We start from the raw sequence: 19,803 nt of genomic DNA on the forward strand, positions 1-19,803 counted from the left end.
CCCACATTGCGCAAATCACCATCTCGAGATTTATATAAATCAACTTATTCACTCATTGCGCGTTTAATTTGTGATTGTCACGCACTTAGTTAGCAATGAGCTGCCAGTTTCAATCCAGATGAACCATTTTAACGACATTAAGAATTAAAATCAGTTGCATCATATCTTTGAGAATGCTTATTAATTTCGAAGACTCATCGCCCCCAAAATTTTGAACCCGCGCACCGGCTTGAAAGGTCGTTTGATGGCATCTCGCCTGATCGCCCGCATGACGCATGCCTTGATACTGCTGTTCGTCGTTTCTGTCGTCGGCTTTGCCTTGCTGCGTTTGATGCCCGGCGATTTTGCCGAAATCCTGCTGATGGCGCAGATGGATGGCACCCTGCCCAACGCATCGCAAGTCCAGCAATTTGCCGCAAGCAACGGCCTTGATGATCCCCTGCCCCAGCAATATGCCCGATGGCTTTTTGCGTTACTGCAGGGCGATCTTGGCAAGTCCTTCATCACCGATGAACCGATCATAAATGATATCGCCCTGCGTCTGGGTCAGTCGTTGATACTCGCGGTCCTATCCCTCGTCACCGCCCTTGCGATTGCGGTTCCGCTGGGTGTGCTCTGTGCGCGCTACCCCGGAAGCAAGATCGACCGCATCGCCGGCATGATCAGTGTCATTGGCATGTCGATCCCCAATTTCTGGTACGCGCTGTTACTCGCATTGCTGTTTTCGCTTGTCCTTGGCTGGTTGCCAACCGGCGGGCATGGCACGTGGGCACATGCCATTTTACCAACCCTTGTGATTGCGACCTCGGTTGCCGGAGTTTTGTCGCGTTATGTGCGGGGTAGCCTGCTTGAAGAACTGTCAAAACCCTATATTCGCACCGCCAAGGCCAAAGGTGCCAGCCGGTTACGTACTGTTTTGCGCCACGCGATCCCGAACATTGCGCCGGGACTTCTGACGTTTTCGGGCATGCAGTTCGCGCGGATTTTTGATGGCATGATCATTGTCGAAACCCTGTTTGCCTGGCCGGGCATCGGGCGATTTTTGGTGGAATCGCTTTTGAACCGCGACTACCCCGCCATTCAGGCCTGTTTCCTGCTTGTCGCGGCGTCCTACATTCTGGTCAATCTGGCGGTTGATATTGCCATTGCCCTATACGATCCGCGCACACGGGAAATCGTGTAATGCAAAAAATGTCCTTTACCCGCGGCAAGCTGTTGGGCAGCTCCCATCATTGGCGGGGCTATGCCACCTTTATGATCGCGGTCATCCTTGCGGTTCTGATCCTGCCATTGTTTGCCCCGCACGATCCCCACACGGTGCAATTCCTGTATCGGTTAAAGCCGCCCAGCTTTGACTATCCGCTTGGTACCGACGCCATGGGCCGCTGTGTTTTGTCGCGCTTGCTTTATGGCGCGCGCCTGACCACCGCATCGGCGATGGCCGTTGTGGTCTGTTCATCCCTGATCGGCAGCCTGATCGGTGCGATTGCCGGTATGGTTGGCGGCGTTCTGGATCGCGCGATGATGCGGTTTTGCGAAGGCATGTCGGTTTTTCCGGCCCTTGCCATTTGTATGATTATTGCCGGGACGCTTGGATTGGGGCTTAAGGCCGTCATCATCGCCCTGATGTGTGTGCATTGGACCGACTATGCCCGTGTTGTGCGCAACGCCGTCATCGTCGAACGATCCAAACCCTATGTCATGGCTGCCGTTGCTCTTGGCGCACGACGCCACCGCATCGCCGTCCGCCATATTCTTCCAAACATCATCGGGCCGCTTTTGACCTTAAGCGCCTATTCCATGTCATGGGCCATTCTGGCGTTTGCCGGATTGAGTTTCCTTGGGCTCGGGGTTGAGCCAGGCACACCGGAATGGGGTTTGATGATTGCCGAATCTCGCAATTACTTGCGTGACTATCCGCGTCTGGTGCTTGCACCGGGCCTGACCATCGCGGCCTTCGTCGTGGCGGTCAACCTGCTCGGAGACATGTTGGGAGACCGTTTCCGGGTGCGTCAGATCAACTACCTTCATTAAATAGAGACAGTAAGATGATCAAAAGAACACTTCTTGGGGTTGCCATCGCGGCACTTGCACTGGGCACTTTTGGCGCCACATCGCAAGATGCCAAGGCATCAGACGACAATACCCTTATCATTGGCACCATGTGGGAAGCACTGCCACTGGCAATGAAACCGCGCCGGTCGCGGTTTTTCAATGAAAGCGAAATCCTCGATACGCTGGTAAAGCTTGATTATGACCTCAAACCGGTCCCAGGATTGGCGACGTCATGGGAACGGGTTTCACCAACAGTCTGGCGCTTTAACCTGCGTGAAAATGTTGTTTTCCATGACGGCACCAAACTGGATGCCGAGGCGGTCAAATTCTCGCTCGAACGGGTGGTCGCATTGCTGCCCTATGCGGCCGATCTTTTGAACATCAAATCCATGACCGCCGTATCGCCGCTGGTTCTGGAAATTAAAAACACCGAACCCTATGCCGCCCTGCCCAACCAACTGACCGACGCGATCACCGTGGTTTACGCCAAATCGTCGTTTGATGAGGCCGGCGACTTCGTCAAACCGGTCGGCACCGGCCCGTGGAAATTCGAAGAGTACCGCAAACAGGACAGAACGATTGTCACGCGCTTTGACGGCTATTGGGGTGAAAAACCGGCCCTTGAGAAGATCGTCTATCGGTATATCCCCGATCATAATTCACGAACTCTGGCGCTTGAAGCAGGCGAAATTGATTTCGTCACCAACATGCTGCCGTCCGATGTCAAACGTCTGTCCAAGGACGCGGATTTCAAGGTTTACGAACAACCAACATCAGGCCTGTATTACGGTGCATTCAATGCCGGTGACAAAAGCCCGCTTTCCGATGTGCGCATCCGCCGTGCGGTCAACGCGCTGGTGGACCGTAACCTGATTGTCGAAGGTGCCCTTGATGGCATCGGCGAACCGGCATGGGAATTCTTTGCACCCGAATTTGACTGGGCCCCGCAGGCCGACAGCAAATACAGCCTCAACCCGGAACGGGCCGCCTCGCTTTTGACCGATGCCGGGTATGAAAAAACCGATGGCAAATGGATCAAGGATGGCGAACAGCTGACCTTGCGGATCCTCAGCTATACCTCGCGCACCGAAATGCCAATGATCACCGAAGCAATGGCTGCCCTTTTGAAGCAGCAAGGCATTGCCACCGATGTTCAGATGTATACGTGGGGCGGGATGCTTGATCTGGTCAAACGCGGTGAATATGACATTTCCGTCGTGTTCTGGACCCCGGAAATGACCGGCCACCCGGACCTGCACCTGAAGTCACAATTCCATTCCAAAGCAGGCCTGAATTATCAATTCTGGGAAAACACCGAATTTGACGCCGCTGTTGATACGGGCCGCACCCTTGATGCGGGCACAGAGAAGGATGCGACCTATAAAAAGGCGATGAACATCCTGCATGATGATGCCCCGATTATTCCGCTGGTGCATAAGGTATTTGTCGTGGCCTCGACCAAGGATGTTAAGGGCTATCGCATTCATCCGTCTGGCTTCTTCTTCGATTTCAAAAACGTTTCGAAGTAATCTGCACTGCTCCACCTCCGGCAACCGCCGGGGGTGGTTTTCGTCTTTCCCGCAACATCGCAATGAGCCAACCGATGGGAATTTGCCTTTTTATAAATCCGATCAAGGGGGCGGGTGATGATTTGCCCGATATCGGATCGCATGCCCCAAACACCGCCTTTGTCGATCAATATGATCTGGACAAGACCGATTTATCGCAATTTGCGGCCCTAATCTTGCCTGCGCATATAGATCAACGCTTTTTGGGCACCCGATCCGATCAGATCACAACATTTCTCGACCAGGGCGGAACGCTTGTTTTTAACGGACATGTTGCCTGGCCGATGCTGCCAGAACTAAAACCGTTCGTCCCCCTTGAACGTCAGTCGCTTGAAAATCTGATGATCTATCGCGTCAATCACCATCCCGTATTTGACGGCGTTGATTGCAATGACCTGACCTTCAAACGCGGTGTCGCCGGATTTTATGCCCGTGGCAGCAACCCACCCCCTGATGGGGCCATCCCTCTTCATGTTCTGGGCAAAGAACAACTGGTGTGTGACTGGCTATATGAACGCCCCAAGGGCGGGCGCATCTTGATGCATTCGGGCAATGACCTTTGGATGTATATCGGTTCGCAAAACAGTACCTCGCGCATCGTGCCGCAACTGTGCGCTTGGGCAGGAGGGGAATGATGGGCAAAATAGCAATCATTGATACCGGGACCTATTACCATCACCGGGTTATCCACGAAGACCGCTTTGGTCATTTTTTTGATCAGGCAATCTATATCCGTGATCTGTGTAAGACGGATTTATCCGATATCACCACCCTGATTGTGCCATGCCGGACCGACCCGGCCCATCTGGTCGCCCATCGCAAACTGTTTGCCGATTTCCTAAATGACGGCAAAACCGTTGTCGCGATGGGATCGACAGGACCAGACAAATGGCTTGATGATATCAATTGGCGTTTCACGCCGACCAATTTCTGGTGGTGGAAAGAAGGCGGGTCCCTGAACCTTGAGATCGCCGAACCGGAGCATAGCCTGTTTGATTATGTCAAACTTGCCGATGCAACCTGGCATCACCACGGATTACTGACCCCGCCAGCGGGGGCCACATCCCTGATCAATGCCAACAAGGCCGGATCGATTTTCTATGATGACCGGGTGACTTCGCCGGGGCGGAAAATCGTCACCACCCTTGATCCGATGTATCACCACGGCAACCATTTCATGCCCGCAACCAGCCGCTTTCTTGACGGGTTCCTGCCATGGCTTAAAAGCCAGTAACAGTTCCAAAAGCACTGAAAAACCTACAATCCGCACTCAGTAACTACGGGTGCGGATTTTTCGTTTCGCAGATGGAACATGCATATTACGGTCAAACAATAAATCTTATTAAGGTCACTCAGTAAGCCAATATTGCTCTGCCGTTTGATCGTTTTCCGGACCAACACCCGGGTTATCAAGATCAATCACACGCCGATCAGACTGGCGAATGTAATCCATTGCAGCCGCGATAGAAGGATCAGAACGGAAGTATTCGTTAAACGCCCCGCTGAAAAACGCATTCTGAAAACCCTGCTCCAGCAAGGAATGCCGGATTTTATCATTCTTGCCGACATAGGTGAAAAAATCATACTGATATCGTAACAACAGTGTTTTCTCGACACGCAACCCGGCACGTTTGAGTTGCTGGACCCGATCTCTTTTAAGCGTCTCATGCACGGCCAAATGCATCATGTCAAACCGGTCGTTTTCCAGCATTGAAATCAGGTTGTTTTGCGGTGCCTCTGTCACACACAGTCCGGCATCTTTCAGAATTGCCGTATCAACCCATCCCTGCCCCGAACCGATACAGAACCCCTTAAGGTCCTCAAGCGATTTAACCCTCATCAAGGATGCCTGTGTGTCCGCCCGGATGACAAACAGGCGATACCCCTGCAAGCCACGGGTAATCGGAAAGTCGACCTGAAGGAACTCCTCGCTGAAATCAGGGTTATACCCGGCAAAGATGACATTGATCTCACCGCTGCCCAGCATCGTGAGTGCGCGCGTTTGGGTTAAACGCTCAACCGATAGAATTTCTAACTGATGATCCCCGGGGGCATTTGCGATGGCCAGCCGGATGGCACCGATCTGAAAGGCAAAGTTATCCTCAGAACCTCTTGGGACAGCCATGCGAAACGTTTCCGCAGATGCAGTGGAAACCATCGCAAAGCTAAGAAGAGCCAATATAACAACACCGCCGATGAGACGGTCGAAACCTTTTCGCATATTTTTCAAACACCAATACAGCCAAACAATCCTACGCAATAGGTTGTGCGGCATTGGCAAAAGATAAGGCCCCCAGAACGGCAAGGCTCATTTTTTTACTTGACCGTTTGTTATGATATAACATAACAAATAACCAATCTTATATGCTCCCCCATAACCGGACCGGATCAATGCAAAACTTTCCTTCCACTCTTCGCCGTCTCCTTCTCGCCTCTCCCCTCCTTGTGGCACCTTTCGCGGCTCAGGCTGCCGATGCACCATCAGTTGTTGCCACCCTCAAACCGATCCACGGCATCACAAGCGCGTTGATGGATGGTGTTGGGGAACCCACTTTGCTGATCGATGGGGCAGCCTCCCCGCATGCCTATTCGCTGCGCCCCAGCGAAGCACGTGCTTTGCAAAATGCCGATCTGGTGATTTATGTGTCGCACAGCCTCGAAAGTTTTCTGGAAAAACCTTTGGCAACCTTGTCGGTTAACAGTCATCAGCTTGAACTGATTGATGCCCCCGGCCTGACCCTGCTCGAGATGCGCGAAGGCGGCAGCTGGGAAGCCCACAGCCACGACCACGGCGCACATGAGGATCATGACGAGCATGGTGAAAGTGATCATGATCATGACCATGATCATGAAGTCGATCACGAGCATGATCACGACGCGCACGACCATGAAGCCGATCACGGGCACGAACATGCCGACAGTCACGACCACGATCATGACCACGATCATGACGCTGATGAACATCATCATGATGAACACGAACATGAACACGGCGGAATTAACCCGCACATCTGGCTTGACCCGGCCAACGGTGCGGCCATCGCCACCGCCATCGCCGATGAACTGATCGAAATTGATGCGGCCCACGCAGAAAATTATCGCGAAAACCTCAAAAAGCTGCTTGCCAGTCTCACCGTCCTTGGCAATGATCTGGGCGATAAGCTTGCGCCGGTCCGCAGCACGCCTTATGTGGTTTTCCATGATGCCTATCAGTATCTGGAAGCTGGCTTTGGCCTGAACGGGGTCGGCTCCGTGACCGTGTCGCCCGAACAGAAGCCCGGAGCCAAACGCCTCCATGAAATCGAAGAAAAAATCCGCGACACTGGTGCCGTCTGTGTCTTTGCCGAACCGCAATTCCGCCCGGCAATTGTTAAGGCGATTGTTGCCGATACCGGCGCACGCATTGGTACCCTTGATCCGCTGGGCGCAAACATCCCCAAAGGCCCGGATGCCTATCAAGGCATCCTTGCGCAAAATGTTGACGCCCTGGTCGACTGCCTTGGCAACGGTTCGTAATACGGGTTTTGCAATGCTGGTCGCGGGCTTTGTGCTTGCGACCAGCACGTCCGCCTCAGCCCATCCTCATATCTGGATTGATGCCAACGCCGAAATGGTGTTTGAAAGCGGCAAGCTGACCGCCATCAAAATGCACTGGGTGTTTGATGACCTGTTCAGCATGACGCTGATTGACGAGTTCGATAAAAATTTCGACACCCGGTTCTTTGGCGATGAAAACACCACGCTGCGCGACAATGCCTTTGTCGCCCTTGGCGAAGTTTCATGGCTGGCACATTTACGTAAAAACGAAGTTCTTCTGCCCTTTACCCAAACCCGCGATTTTACCGCCGACATCACCGATGACAGGCGAGTGACCTATGATTTCACCCTCGTTCTAGACGAACCGCTTGATCCGGTAAAAGATACCATCAGCCTTTCCGTCTATGACGCCGAGTATTATATCGACATCGCCTTCACACAGGTCGATCCGATCATGTTTACCGGCAACACCGCAACCAGCTGTCACTTTGAAATGAGCGAAGATGAAAAAAACCGCATCTATTTTGATCTGGTGGCGCCAATACGTGCCGACCTTGTCTGCACAGCACAACATGGCGATAGCGGGTCTTCTGGCGGTCTTGCTCCTGGCGATATGGTCCGGGTCGAGTAATCCGGCTGCGGCCCAGTCGGCCAATCTTCTGGGACGTGGTAACAGCGACGCCTCAACCACCGATACCGCCTCAGCCCCGCAAGATGGGGACAGCTTCATCACCCTGCCCGTCTGGTTATCCGATGTCGTCGGTCAGGTCATCATCATTCAGACAAAACTGAACCGCGAAATCACAGCCACCCTTCGCGACGCCAAAAACGGCGACAGCTTCTGGCCCGGCCTGATGATCATTGGCCTGTCATTTCTCTATGGCGTTTTTCATGCCGCAGGCCCCGGTCACGGCAAGATGGTTACGACCACCTATTTCCTGTCGCGTGATGCCGGATGGAAACAAGGTGTCGCCATGGGCACCCTGATTGCCGGGGTGCAGGCCATCACCGCCATTGTTCTGGTTGGGTCACTGACCCTGTTTTTAAATCTTGGTCCGGCGGCAATCACCCAAAACGGTCTGGTGCTGGAGGCGGTTTCATATGCCTTGATCGTTGGTCTTGGTCTGGTGATGTGTCTGCGGATCATACAGGGCCGCGATGATTGCTGTGATCACGCCCATCATGAACATCATGATCATCATTCCCATGACCACACACATCATCACAATGATGGTCATGACCACCACCACAGCCATGCACATGATCATACCAACACGCATCACCATGATGCCGCCCCCACCGCACATTCCACACCGTCGACGGCGCGTAATCGCTGGCAAATGATTGCCAGTGGCATTGTGGTTGGGCTGCGCCCCTGCACCGGGTCCATTCTCGTGCTGCTGTTTACGCTGGCCAACGGACTGTTTCTGATCGGGATTGCTGCCGCCTTTGCCATGGCAATCGGGGTTGCACTGACCATCAGCCTGATCGGGCTGGCCGCCATCGGCATTCGCACCGGAACGCAGCATCTGTTTAGTGTCTCCGAAACCACATCGGGCATTCTACGCCGCACGATTGGGCTTACCGGGGCGGGATTGATTACCCTGTTTGGCGCTATGTTGTTACTGGCATCGGCCCGCCAATTGGGCTGGCTTTAACCCCCCCCCCAACAAAAAACAGCCCGCAGGGCCAATGACCTTGCGGGCTGTTGAAATCTGGCGTCGAAAGGCTGTTTTGCCTTACTCGGCGTGAATGACTTTCATGACAAGTTTGCCATCCGGCTTGATCGGGCCGTCTTCTTTGGCACCAAGGGTGTATTCATACACACCGGTTTTCATGCCGCCGGCTTCGGAATGAACCATCAGCATCAGCATCTCGCCCGATTTGACCGGTTCCTGAAGAATGGCGGCAACATCCATGTTTTCACCCTTTTTGATCGGCGCATAGCCAACCACCGGGCCCGGTTTCATGTCTTTGTCGGTGCGATGGACAACCAGCCAGCCGTTTTCACCGGCCATGATTTTTTCCGCCGTCACGGTCCCACCCGATACATCCTGATCCATCGCATCGACCATCGGCCCCATTGCCAACGCACCTGTGCTGCTGGCCAGAACGAAACCGGCACTCAGCATCATGGCACCAAGAAAGCCCGAAGTTTTATGTTTCAACGTCATGTGAAGTCTCCTTTGCTTTTGATCTGGAACACGCTTTTCGCGGTTCGCTCATGTCGCGCGTTTCATCGCACACACAGAAGCTACGCAGAGAATTCAAACGGGTTTCAGCAAAGAAGAAATTTTTTGATCAGAGCGTGTTGCATCTAATGTTCGACCGAAATCAACCGACCATGGATCGCCGGACCGGTCGGTTGCCCGGTTGGTGAGCCGCCTTCTGGTTCAAGGCTGATACCAAAGGTCGCCGTGCGCAACATTGCCGGATCAAACTGGCCAAGGTTCTTGGTCGTCGCGACAGACGCATTCTGCAAAAGCCCCAAGGACTGTGGCACAGAACCGCTCTGGTCTGACTTGATCCAAAGTTGATAGGTTTTGCCTTCGGGCAACGATGCCTCAACCGGGCGAATGGTCACCGCACGGGTATCAAGATCAATCGTCATGACAAATGCGGGCTGGGTATCGTCGCGGTGAAATACCGCCACGAACGGGCCATCTTGCACCGGTGTGGCAATATCGGTCGCCAGAACCGCAATGATCAGGCTTGCGGCAATCGCTCCGGCCCCAAGTGCGCCGGAACGCCACATCTTGACCTTGCGCTTCAGGCTGGCGACCTCCGACAGACTGGCGATGTTAGCGCTAACATTTTGGCCAGCAGTTTCGATCCGGCTTCTGATGCTGGCAAATAGATCACGTGAGGGAGAAACTGCATCATATTGCGCATTAAGCGGTGACAGCCGCATTTCCCAATCGGTGATCGCCTTATCAATTTCCGGTTCCCGTTCCCGGCGGGCAACCACAGACTGACGCTGTGCGGGCTCAAGCGTGCCCAACACATATTCAGCGGCCAGCATATCAATGTCTTCCCGGTCGGTCATGATCCCAGGCATTCCTTTAACTGTCTTAAGCTGCGATGCAGCCACGTCTTGATCGTTCCAACCGGCTGGGCAAACCGTTCTGCCAACTCGGCCCGAGACCAGCCTTCAAGATATGCCAGTCGGACAATCTGTTGGCGGTCGTCTTCCAAACCGTCCAGACAGTATTCCAGTTGGCGTACCTCGTCGGCAAGCATGACCTCATCGAAAACCGTGTCATGTGACACCAGAATTTCAATCTCGGCGTCTTCAATGTCAGATTCGGGCCGTTGGCGGCGCACGATATCAATTGCCCGGTTACGTGCAATCGTTGCCATCCAGGTAATGATCGATGCCCGTCCCGGTTCGAAATCACCGGCTTTCTGCCAGATGCGCACATAAATATCCTGTAACGCGTCCTCGCTTTGCGCACGGTTTTTCAAGATACGCAGCACAACGCCAAAAAGTTTCGCCGACGTAGCATGATACAGCCGCTCAAAGGCGTCCATGTCACCATTAATCGACTGACCAAGCAGCTTTTCCAAATCCCGGGTCGTTGTCATTTTCACCGCCAGCTTCGTGCAGGAAAGACCGAATTCCCTGCGCCGTAGAAGAACAAATACCGGATTGCAAACCCGAGCGACCTTATTCCTACGGTGCAAACACCATACTTGATCAGTTCCAGCCCCAAGTCATATAGAGAATGCGTCCTGAGCCTAAGTATCTGAACAAAAAACACAATCAGGATTTAAATTCCGCAGGAATACTTTCGGTTGTTTTGATCAGCGCATCCATCACCATCCGCACGCCGGGGGACCGGCGCATGTCAGGATGAACCACAAGCCAGACCGGCTTGCTGATCTCACCTGGCGCGTCGTCAAACACCCTTTCAAGCCGATCATCAACATCGGCCATATAGCGCGGCAAAAGCCCAAGCCCATGTCCGGCCGCAACAAATGCCCGAACCGTCTGGCTGTCATCGGCCCTGACCCGCACCGGCAATTGCCGGTTTAGCATCTTCCACACCCAGGCCTGTTGATAGTGGCCAAATGAGAAACTGCCATCGGCACAGAATTCCCATTCGGCTTCAGGCACGCGCTCTGTATACCCCTTTGCCGCATACACGCCGTAGCGCAAATGCGTCAGTTTGCGCGCAATCAGCCCGCTTTGCGCCGGAGTTGCCATCCGCACCGCAACGTCTGCTTCGCGGCGCGCAAGATTGGCAACCACGCTTGATCCAATGATTTCATATTCAAGATGCCTTTGATCGCGGAGCAATTCGGCTAGCCGCGGCGCAAACAGCAATCGTCCGGCGGCGGGTGGCACGGAAATCCGCACCACACCATGGGCGGTTTCATCACCGCGTGCCTGTCGTTCGAACGCCAGAACGTCTTCTTCGATCCGGCCCGCCACCGGCACAAGGTTTTCGCCCGCATCGGTCAATTTCCACCCGGTTGCCAAACGGTCAAACAGATGCGCGCCCAGATGGGTTTCCAATGCTTCGATACGCCGCGCAACAGTTGTGTGGTCCTTGCTCAACCGCCGTGCAGCCCCGGAAAGCGTCCCTTCCTCGGCAACTGCGACAAAAAACCTAAGATCATTCCAGTTCATATCTGTGCGTCCCACACTTGCGCAATTTTGCACAACTATAGCGCATTTTATCTAAATTCCATTGTATTTCTGCGCATGCCAATCTTTGGTCATCGAAACGGCCCACCCCGATCAAGGAGCATGACAATGGCTGTATCACATCAGATCGACTGCAATACCCTCGTCGGGTGTGTGTCGACAAAAACATCGCACGGGAAGATGGCACAACGCCCAACCTCTCGCGCCACGCCCCCCACGGTTACCAAGGGTGTTAGCGCTATCATCCCGGCGATCGTCAATGCTGTTTTGCGGTCCTACAAACGCTATCAAAGCCGCATTGCCCTGAACCGGTTAAGTGATGACCAACTCTACGACATCGGTTTGGAACGTCACAACAACAGCTATGTGCCGCGCAACGAGTACCTCAACCGATTTTAACCAGATCAAAGCGACCAGCGGCCCTGAACCAATGGTAATCGACACGCTTTGATAAGAGCTATCTCCGCGATAGGGGTATTGCGGGGATGGCTAGGCTCAGGACCTACTAATTTGGTTTGAATGGTTGACCGGATTTGTGCGGATACGCGGAGCGAAACCGCAGGAAGATATATATCTTTCAAGATTTTGCGACAAAGTAGCCCGTGCAAATCCGGTTAATCCAAAGGACAGACGTTATATTTGCAAACTCTTGCGTCAAATCCCTTGTTCGGGATGCCGACCCGCCCGGCGGGCTTTATCCTTGGATTTGGAAAATATAACGACTGCCATTCCAATCAAATTAGTAGGTCCTGAGCCTAGAATGCCTTCCCTCAAGGCATGAAAAAGGCTCCCTTGAATTTTAAGGGAGCCTTTTTTCAGTCAATATTGGTCCATCGTCAGACCTGAAATTCTTCGGCAATGTTATCGGCCGCCTTGATCAAGGCATCCATCACCAATCGAACACCGGGGGATCGGCGCATGTCCGGGTGAACCACCATCCAGCCGGTTTCACGGCTTTGCCCTTCGACATCGGCATGGATCAATTCAAGTTCGTCGTCCTTGTCCCCGAGATAGCGCGGCAGAACCCCGACCCCGTGCCCGGCGGCAATGAACTGGCGCACGGTTTCGGTTTCATCGGCGCGAAACCGGCACGGCAATTCCCGGCCCAGCACATTGCGCACCCATTCCTTTTTTGATGCGCCGTAAGCGGTATCTTCATAGCCGCAAAATTCCCAGTCCATTTCCGGCACCCGGTCGCGGTAGCCTATCCCGCAATAAAGCCCAACACCCAGTTCGACCAGCTTACGCGTAATCAATCCCGGTTCACGCGGGGTGATCATGCGCACGGCAACATCGGCTTCGCGGCGTGCAAGATTGACCACATTGGCCGCCCCGATGATTTCAAACTCAAGCCCCTTGTGTGCCGTAAGCAATCTGGCCAGACGCGGCGCAAACAACACACGCCCCGCCACCGGGGGGACGGAAATGCGCACAACCCCATGGGCGGCTTCATCCCCCTTGGCCTGACGCTCAAAGGTAAGGGCTTCTTCCTCAACCCGTTCGGCCACCGGGACAAGATTATGCCCCGCCGAGGTCAGTTGCCAGCCGCGTGGCAGTCGGTCAAACAGCTTGGTGCCAACATCATCTTCAAGTGCCTCAATCCGGCGGGCGACTGTCGTATGTTCCTTACGCAGGCGACGCGCGGCCCCCGAAAGGCTGCCTTCACCCGCCAAAACAAGGAAATATCGCAAATCGTTCCAGTTCATATCGACACTTCTATCCGTATTTTGTCGTGTTAATCCGATCATTGTTGCACATCAGATATGCAAAACAACCTTCTTCCTGTTTTATTTTGCATATGACATTGTCCGCCCATCAACGGATCAATTCAACCTGAGACTTCAGGAGGCCACCATGGCACATCAGATTTCTGGAAACGCACCTTTCGACGCTGCAAACGACCCCTTTACCAAACGCATGCCGTTTGGCGCGCTCATGAGCCGCATCGAAAAATATTTCGAAAACAAGCGCAAACGCAAGAACCACACCGATCTCATGAGCAACCTCAGCCATGCAGATCTCGCCGATCTTGGCCTGCAGCGCAAATTTAACGGCACAACCTGGTATCTCGACCGGATATAGGAAACGCTGCCGGACCTCAAAGCCCGGCAAGTCTCCAACGCGAGAGCACAAAAAAAGGGGCCCACACGAGCCTGTGTCAAAACCCCGCTGCTCCTGTAGCGGGGTTTTTCATAAACTGTGTGTGTTTTCCTCATACGGGGGCGAGCAAGAGCCTTTCGAAGATGTTTTTTGCCCCGAGGATGTTGATGGCGCGCTTGAGATTGAAAGCTGTGACGGATAAGGCCATTTCTGCCTTGACCGCAGGCAAGCCCCGGCACAGGAACCTCGGTGTTCCCATCATGTGTTTGAGAATGCCAAACGGATGTTCGACAAGGGATTTTCGTCGTGTCATCGCCTCGGGATGGTCCGCCATGCGTTGGGCCGTTTGCTCGAGGGGCCCCTCAAGCAAATGGCGGCTGACCCGTCGCCGGTCAACTTTGGTGCAACGGGATTTGTGCGCACAGGCGGCGCAATCCTTCGGATCGGCCACGTAATTGGCGCTCTGGTTCTTGCGCGAGGCATTCTCGAAGGACAGGACATTTCCTGCCGGACAGATATAATGCTGCTTGGCTGCATCCCAGTCGAAGTCGGACTTTTCAAAGAAATCACCATGCGTGTTACGTGAGCGAGGATGGGGAACAAAAGCGGTGATGCCATCTTCGTCACAGGCCGCGATCTGCTCTGCATCGGCATAGCCCGCATCGGCCAGAATATCTATCTTTGTGCGCTCAAGCACGTCCTTTGCTGCTTTGGCGACCCGATGCAATTCATTCTGGTCCGATGTCGCCTGTGTCACTTCATGATGAGCGATCAGCCCGTGGGCATCATCGACCGCAGACTGAAGATTGTAGCCGACAATCCGGCCTTTGCCTGATCGCATGATCCGGGCATCCCCATCTCCGATAACCACCTGTGTCTGTCCCATCTCGTCCATCAGAAGCACCGACTGGGCCAGATCGGCTTTCTGCGCGCGCAACTTTGCAAGGGTTGCACGCACATCACCTGTTTTACCTCCTGTGCCGCCCGGGACGTCCGACGGGGTGTACCGACGGGCCATCCGTAGCATTCTGGCTATGGTCAATGGCGTCCATCTCTGCGAGATAGTCCGATATTTGCCGGTCAATATCGGCGATCCGCTTTTGAAGCTGTGATTTCGTCCAGACTTTTTGCGGACTGGTATCTGCCTGGAATTTCGATCCGTCCACGGCCAGGCACTGACCCGCGATCAGCCCTTCCCCGCGCAGAAACAGCACAAGACTGCGACAAACCCGGCCTATCCCCTCCCGGTTCGTTCGGCGGAAATCGGCAATCGTCTTGAAATCAGGGGCCAAACGGTCCAGCAGCCACAAAAGTTCGATATTGCGGTGGCATTCGCGTTCCAGCCCCCGGCTCGAACGCAAACGGTTCAGATAGCCATACAGATACAATTTCAGAAGAACGCAAGGATGATAGCCCGGACGACCTGTCGCCTTTGGCTGCACCCGGACAAAACCCAGTGCCTGTAGATCAAGGGCCGAGACAAAGGCATCAATCACCCGCACCCCATTGTCATCGGCAACAAGATCATCAAGCCGGTCCGGGAAAAGTGTTCCCTGTTCGCGACTGGTTCCTTCGATAAAGCCTGACATAAAAAAACTGCCCGAAATTCATCCTCCGGGCAGTTTCTCAAATCAGACAACGCTTGGGAAGCCTGTTTTCACACAGGCTCACACGGGTCCCTTTTTATTTGTCATACAATTGCAGATATCTTAGCTGCGAATCTCACGAACCCGGTCGGTTGCTTCCTGTGCCAGCTTGGTGATGGTTGCCCAGTCGCCTGCCTTGACCGCATCCTTGGGTGCAACCCATGATCCGCCGACGGTGATAATATTCGATAATTTTAAATAATCAGCCAGATTATTCAATGAAACACCCCCAGTCGGACAGAAGCTGACATCGGGCAATGGCCCCGAAAGCGCCTTGAGCATCGACACCCCACCCTGCTGTTCAGCCGGGAAGAATTTCAAAATGTCATAGCCATGATCAATCAGGTTCATGATCTCCGACGGTGTCCCCGCACCAGGCAACAACGGCACGCCAGTATCCTTGGCAGCCTTTAAAAGACCATCCGTATGGCCCGGCGAAACCGCAAAGGCACAGCCGATTTCAGCCATGCGTTCCATTTGCTTGGCATTGATCACCGTACCTGCACCGGTAATCGCACCGGGCACTTCGGCGATGATGCGCTTGATGCTTTCTTCTGCCGCCGCACTGCGCAACGTAATTTCCAGCACCGGCAATCCACCCGCCACCAGCGCCTTGGCCAGCGGCACGGCATCATTGACGTCTTCGATCACCAGAACCGGCACCACCGGGGCTTTGGACAGAATCTCACGCGATGAAAGGCTCATAAAATCTTCCTCCAGTTTGCCGGTCAGGCCGTTAAAATCTTGGCGCAACCGATCAGGGCCGGGTATTTCGCCGTCATCAGGCGCACCGGCACATCATTCATCAAATCATGGAAACGGCCCTTGGCGATCATCCGCTCTTTCAGGCCGCTTTGTTTCATATAATCGGCAATCCGCGGGCCAATGCCGCCACCGATAAACACACCGTCAAACGCACCGAGTGTCAGCACAAGGTCACCAGCAACCCCGCCCATAAACAGGCAGAACCGATCCAGCACCTTGCAGCACAGCGGGTCATGCTGTTGCAAGGCGCCGTCGACAATTTCGGCGGCGGTTTTCGGGGTCACATCAAGACCGTCAATGGCGGCAAGGGCGCGGTACAGGTTTTCAATCCCCATCCCGGACAAAATGCGTTCCGCCGATACGCGCCCCAACTCAGCGGTCAGGAATTTGACGATTTCAAAATCAAGTTCATCGATCGCTGGCAAGGACACATGCCCGCCTTCGCCCTGAATTGGCAACCAGTGCCCTTCGTGGGGCAACAAGCCCGAAACGCCAAGCCCGGTCCCCGCCCCGATCACCGCCAAGGGCAAGCCCGGACGTCCGGGACCATCAAACAGCGTAATCAGGTCTTCGCCGCCCAGATAGGGCACAGACATTGCCAAGCCGGTAAAATCATTGACCACCACAAGACGATCCAGATTGAACTCGGCCTTAAGCGCATCCTTGGAAAAAACCCACGGATTGTTGGTGAATTTAATCTCATCGGCCATGGCGGGGCACGCCACCGCCACGGCAAATTCACGCAAATCCGAACGGTCGGTTTTGACCATGAAATCACGCATGGCATCGCCGATGGTGGCATACTCACGCACCGGCAATGTCATTGGCGTATGGGGATTGCCAGCATCATCAAGCCAGGCAAAGCGGGCATTGGTCCCGCCAATATCACCGACAAGCTGCATTACGCGACTTCAGCCTCCCCCGGAAGGACAGCACATGCGCCCATTTCAGCCAGTCCAACATGGTCGCGGAACACGCCAAACAACTCACGGCCAAAGCCATCCTGATGGGATGCCTTGTCGTCAAAGGTGGCAAAGTCACGCTTGGCCAGTTCGGCGTCGGTCACATTGAGGATCAGGTCGCCGGTTTCCGCATCAAGACGGATGATGTCGCCATCCTGTACCTTGGCGATCGGGCCGTTCATCATGCCTTCTGGCGTGACGTGGATGGCAGCAGGCACCTTGCCCGATGCACCCGACATGCGACCATCGGTGACAAGGGCAACCTTATACCCCAGATCCTGCAGCACACCCAACGGCGGGGTCAGTTTATGCAGTTCAGGCATGCCATTGGCTTTGGGGCCCTGGAAGCGAACAACACAGATAACGTCACGATGGAGTTTGCCTTCCTTGAAGGCCTCCATCATTTGTTCCTGCGATGTAAACACCGCAGCCGGAGCTTCGATGACGCGGTTTTCCGGCTTCACAGCGGACACCTTGATCACGCAACGGCCAAGGTTACCCGACAACATCCGCAAGCCACCATCGGCACTAAATGCCTTTTCCGCCGGACGCAGGATGTCTTCGTCCTGACTGTCGGCCGGGGCATCACGCCATGCCAGTTTGCCCTCATTAAGATACGGCTCGGTGCCATAGGCCGCCATACCGCCGGTATGAATGGTTTCAAGATCCGGGTGCAGAATACCGTTTTTCAAAAGGTCGGAAATGACAAAGCCCATACCGCCTGCGGCATGGAAGTGGTTCACATCCGCCTGACCGTTCGGATACACCCGGCACAGAAGCGGGACCAGACGCGACAATTCATCAAAATCACCCCAGCGCAGCTCAATCCCGGCGGCACGTGCCATCGCAGGCAAATGCAGCGTATGGTTGGTTGACCCACCGGTCGCCAAAAGACCGACAATCCCGTTCACAAACGCCTTTTCATCAAGCACCTTACCAACCGGGCGATAATCATTGCCAAGTTTGGTAATCGCAAGCGCGCGGCGGGCGGCTTCTTCGGTCAGCGCATCGCGCAGATCGGTGTTTGGGTTCACAAACGCCGCGCCGGGAAGATGCAAACCCATGACTTCCATCAGCATCTGGTTGGAGTTTGCCGTACCATAGAACGTGCAGGTGCCCGGGCTGTGGTAAGAAGCGGTTTCGGCCTCCAACAATTCCTTACGGCCGACTTTGCCTTGCGCATACAGCTGACGAATGCGGGCCTTTTCATCATTGGGCAGCCCCGATGGCATTGGACCGGCAGGCACGAAAACGGCCGGGATATGGCCATAGGACAAGGCCCCCATGACAAGACCCGGTACGATTTTGTCACACACACCCAGATAAAGGGCGGCATCAAACACATCATGCGACAGTGACACAGCCGTTGACATGGCAATCACATCGCGTGAAAACAGCGAAAGTTCCATGCCCGGACGGCCTTGGGTCACGCCATCACACATGGCCGGAACGCCGCCGGCAACCTGTGCGGTTCCGCCGGCTTCAAACACGGCCTTTTTGATGCGGTCGGGATAGACACCCAGTGGCTGGTGCGCCGACAGCATATCGTTATAGGACGTCACGATGCCAAGATTGGCACCCTCATCGCCATTGATGCGCTCCTTATCAGCCGCACTACAGCCCGCCGACGCATGGGCAAGGTTGCCGCATGACAGGCTCGAGCGATGCGGGCGGTCGGAGGCGGCGGCCTCGATCTTGGCAAGATATGCTTCGCGGGTTGGTTTGGAACGCTCGATAATGCGTTTGGTAATCTGATCTATTTCACGTTTCATGGGGTTCAGCCTTTCGGGTTCTCGGCGCTCCACCACAGATCGACGGGGACGTCAGTCTGTTGCAAGATTGCGCGAACGGGCATCTCTTCGATTTCTGTGCCGTTTTTCGCGGTTTCAAAGGTTGACCATTTGGACTGTCCGGTAATATGGATACCAATGTACCGGGCATTAAGGATGGCGGGCAACGTCATGCTGATGCGCGGGACCGGGGATACGGTCGGGCGCGCAGCGACAACCAGTTCGCCATGTTCGGGATAAAGCCCTTTGCGCAGGGCTTCGGGCGTTGAGGATGGGAAAAGTGATGCGGTATGACCGTCATCGCCCATCCCCAGATACACAATATCAAGCGGCCAATGCAGTTCGGTGCGCAAACGCGCACTGACGGTATTGACCGCGTCTTCCGGACTGCCATCAGGTGTTTTAAGCGATACAAAGCGCGCGTGCTGGGCTTCGTTGATAAACAAATAATCGCGGACCAGTTTTTCATTGGACTGATCATCATCGAGCCCCACCCAGCGATCATCGCCAAGGGTCACGGTGACTTTGGACCAGTCCAGACGGGCGTGTGAAAGCGTTTCAAACAAGGGTTTTGGGAACCGCCCACCGGCAACTGCCATGCTGGCATGGCCGCGTGTCGCGATGGCAAATTCAAGCCGTTCGACGGTTTCCTTGATCATTGCCGCAAGCATTTCGTCGCCGCTTTGGAAAATGCGTTCGTTTGTCATGTCGTCATCCCGAAATTGGGGT

The 19,803-nt window shown here is 54.4% G+C and carries 21 protein-coding genes and 1 pseudogene; 10 read left to right on the forward strand and 12 right to left on the reverse strand.

The genetic code is table 11. The annotated features are described in order from the left end of the window. Positions 1 to 244 precede the first annotated feature (244 nt). From AC0VXT_RS13330 to AC0VXT_RS13350, 5 genes are all read left to right on the forward strand, one after another. Positions 245 to 1,183: an ABC transporter permease gene (locus AC0VXT_RS13330; RefSeq protein WP_475545802.1), complete on the forward strand. Its 939-nt coding sequence runs from the start codon at positions 245 to 247 to the stop codon at positions 1,181 to 1,183. After that, on the forward strand, positions 1,183 to 2,034 hold the full coding sequence (locus AC0VXT_RS13335) for an ABC transporter permease (RefSeq protein ID WP_475545803.1): 852 nt from the start codon (positions 1,183 to 1,185) through the stop codon (positions 2,032 to 2,034). The genes AC0VXT_RS13330 and AC0VXT_RS13335 overlap by 1 nt, the downstream gene beginning before the upstream one ends. A 14-nt stretch (positions 2,035 to 2,048) precedes the next feature. Beyond that, the gene (locus AC0VXT_RS13340) at positions 2,049 to 3,584 is read left to right on the forward strand and encodes an ABC transporter substrate-binding protein (RefSeq protein WP_475545804.1); all 1,536 of its coding nucleotides are present in this window, start codon (positions 2,049 to 2,051) and stop codon (positions 3,582 to 3,584) included. 74 nt (positions 3,585 to 3,658) lie between these two features. Continuing rightward, the gene (locus tag AC0VXT_RS13345; protein WP_475545805.1) at positions 3,659 to 4,258 is read left to right on the forward strand and encodes a hypothetical protein; all 600 of its coding nucleotides are present in this window, start codon (positions 3,659 to 3,661) and stop codon (positions 4,256 to 4,258) included. Continuing rightward, positions 4,258 to 4,857, forward strand: a complete 600-nt coding sequence (locus AC0VXT_RS13350; protein ID WP_475545806.1) for a hypothetical protein — start codon at positions 4,258 to 4,260, stop codon at positions 4,855 to 4,857. Before AC0VXT_RS13345 ends, AC0VXT_RS13350 begins: the two co-directional genes overlap by 1 nt. Positions 4,858 to 4,971: 114 nt before the next feature. Here the strand turns inward: AC0VXT_RS13350 and AC0VXT_RS13355 are convergent, their stop codons facing one another. After that, complete coding sequence (locus AC0VXT_RS13355) at positions 4,972 to 5,748, reverse strand: hypothetical protein (RefSeq protein ID WP_475545807.1); 777 nt, start codon at positions 5,746 to 5,748, stop codon at positions 4,972 to 4,974. A gap of 266 nt (positions 5,749 to 6,014) precedes the next feature. Here AC0VXT_RS13355 and AC0VXT_RS13360 point away from each other — a divergent pair, with 266 nt between their 5' ends. Genes AC0VXT_RS13360 through AC0VXT_RS13370 form a run of 3 tightly spaced genes read left to right on the forward strand, consistent with a single transcriptional unit; the run spans position 6,015 to position 8,818 of the window. Then, entirely contained in the window at positions 6,015 to 7,139 is a 1,125-nt protein-coding gene (locus tag AC0VXT_RS13360; RefSeq protein ID WP_475545808.1) for a zinc ABC transporter substrate-binding protein, read from the forward strand. Further along, positions 7,099 to 7,791 (forward strand): DUF1007 family protein, encoded by a 693-nt coding sequence (locus tag AC0VXT_RS13365; protein ID WP_475545809.1) that lies wholly within the window; start codon positions 7,099 to 7,101, stop codon positions 7,789 to 7,791. The genes AC0VXT_RS13360 and AC0VXT_RS13365 overlap by 41 nt, the downstream gene beginning before the upstream one ends. After that, positions 7,733 to 8,818, forward strand: coding sequence for a nickel/cobalt transporter (locus tag AC0VXT_RS13370; protein ID WP_475545810.1), 1,086 nt, complete (start codon positions 7,733 to 7,735; stop codon positions 8,816 to 8,818). Before AC0VXT_RS13365 ends, AC0VXT_RS13370 begins: the two co-directional genes overlap by 59 nt. Positions 8,819 to 8,899: 81 nt before the next feature. On the opposite strand, the gene AC0VXT_RS13375 is transcribed toward AC0VXT_RS13370, so the two are convergent. The 4 genes from AC0VXT_RS13375 to AC0VXT_RS13390 form a co-directional block, all read right to left on the reverse strand. Next, positions 8,900 to 9,334, reverse strand: coding sequence for a DUF7282 domain-containing protein (locus AC0VXT_RS13375; protein WP_022733164.1), 435 nt, complete (start codon positions 9,332 to 9,334; stop codon positions 8,900 to 8,902). Between the two features lie 143 nt (positions 9,335 to 9,477). Continuing rightward, positions 9,478 to 10,206: an anti-sigma factor gene (locus AC0VXT_RS13380; protein ID WP_475545811.1), complete on the reverse strand. Its 729-nt coding sequence runs from the start codon at positions 10,204 to 10,206 to the stop codon at positions 9,478 to 9,480. After that, the gene (locus AC0VXT_RS13385; RefSeq protein ID WP_475545812.1) at positions 10,203 to 10,745 is read right to left on the reverse strand and encodes a sigma-70 family RNA polymerase sigma factor; all 543 of its coding nucleotides are present in this window, start codon (positions 10,743 to 10,745) and stop codon (positions 10,203 to 10,205) included. Before AC0VXT_RS13385 ends, AC0VXT_RS13380 begins: the two co-directional genes overlap by 4 nt. Before the next feature lie 178 nt (positions 10,746 to 10,923). Further along, on the reverse strand, positions 10,924 to 11,793 hold the full coding sequence (locus tag AC0VXT_RS13390) for a LysR family transcriptional regulator (protein ID WP_475545813.1): 870 nt from the start codon (positions 11,791 to 11,793) through the stop codon (positions 10,924 to 10,926). 126 nt (positions 11,794 to 11,919) lie between these two features. Here AC0VXT_RS13390 and AC0VXT_RS13395 point away from each other — a divergent pair, with 126 nt between their 5' ends. Further along, positions 11,920 to 12,210 (forward strand): DUF1127 domain-containing protein, encoded by a 291-nt coding sequence (locus tag AC0VXT_RS13395; protein ID WP_475545814.1) that lies wholly within the window; start codon positions 11,920 to 11,922, stop codon positions 12,208 to 12,210. A 437-nt stretch (positions 12,211 to 12,647) separates the two neighbouring features. Here AC0VXT_RS13395 and AC0VXT_RS13400 read toward each other — a convergent pair whose 3' ends face one another. Further along, entirely contained in the window at positions 12,648 to 13,517 is an 870-nt protein-coding gene (locus AC0VXT_RS13400; protein ID WP_475545815.1) for a LysR family transcriptional regulator, read from the reverse strand. Positions 13,518 to 13,665: 148 nt separating this feature from the next. Here AC0VXT_RS13400 and AC0VXT_RS13405 point away from each other — a divergent pair, with 148 nt between their 5' ends. After that, positions 13,666 to 13,893 (forward strand): hypothetical protein, encoded by a 228-nt coding sequence (locus AC0VXT_RS13405; protein ID WP_101304309.1) that lies wholly within the window; start codon positions 13,666 to 13,668, stop codon positions 13,891 to 13,893. A 130-nt stretch (positions 13,894 to 14,023) separates the two neighbouring features. Here AC0VXT_RS13405 and AC0VXT_RS13410 read toward each other — a convergent pair whose 3' ends face one another. The 6 genes and pseudogenes from AC0VXT_RS13410 to pgl all read right to left on the reverse strand — a co-directional run bounded on the left by AC0VXT_RS13410 (position 14,024) and on the right by pgl (position 19,781). Beyond that, positions 14,024 to 14,929, reverse strand: coding sequence for a transposase (locus AC0VXT_RS13410; protein WP_475545816.1), 906 nt, complete (start codon positions 14,927 to 14,929; stop codon positions 14,024 to 14,026). Between the two features lie 228 nt (positions 14,930 to 15,157). After that, a pseudogene (locus tag AC0VXT_RS13415) lies at positions 15,158 to 15,500 on the reverse strand (transposase); the annotation flags it as partial. A gap of 120 nt (positions 15,501 to 15,620) precedes the next feature. Beyond that, a complete protein-coding gene (locus tag AC0VXT_RS13420) occupies positions 15,621 to 16,262 on the reverse strand; it encodes a bifunctional 4-hydroxy-2-oxoglutarate aldolase/2-dehydro-3-deoxy-phosphogluconate aldolase (protein WP_475545817.1) in 642 nt (213 codons plus the stop codon). Between the two features lie 23 nt (positions 16,263 to 16,285). Then, entirely contained in the window at positions 16,286 to 17,224 is a 939-nt protein-coding gene (glk, locus tag AC0VXT_RS13425; protein WP_475545818.1) for a glucokinase, read from the reverse strand. Further along, positions 17,224 to 19,056 carry a phosphogluconate dehydratase gene (gene edd / locus AC0VXT_RS13430; protein ID WP_475545819.1) on the reverse strand — a complete coding sequence of 611 codons (1,833 nt, stop codon included), beginning with the start codon at positions 19,054 to 19,056 and terminating at the stop codon, positions 17,224 to 17,226. The genes glk and edd overlap by 1 nt, the downstream gene beginning before the upstream one ends. A 5-nt stretch (positions 19,057 to 19,061) precedes the next feature. After that, on the reverse strand, positions 19,062 to 19,781 hold the full coding sequence (pgl, locus tag AC0VXT_RS13435; RefSeq protein WP_475545820.1) for a 6-phosphogluconolactonase: 720 nt from the start codon (positions 19,779 to 19,781) through the stop codon (positions 19,062 to 19,064). Positions 19,782 to 19,803 lie beyond the last annotated feature (22 nt).

Source organism: Thalassospira sp. Z349TD_5, assembly GCF_056173045.1.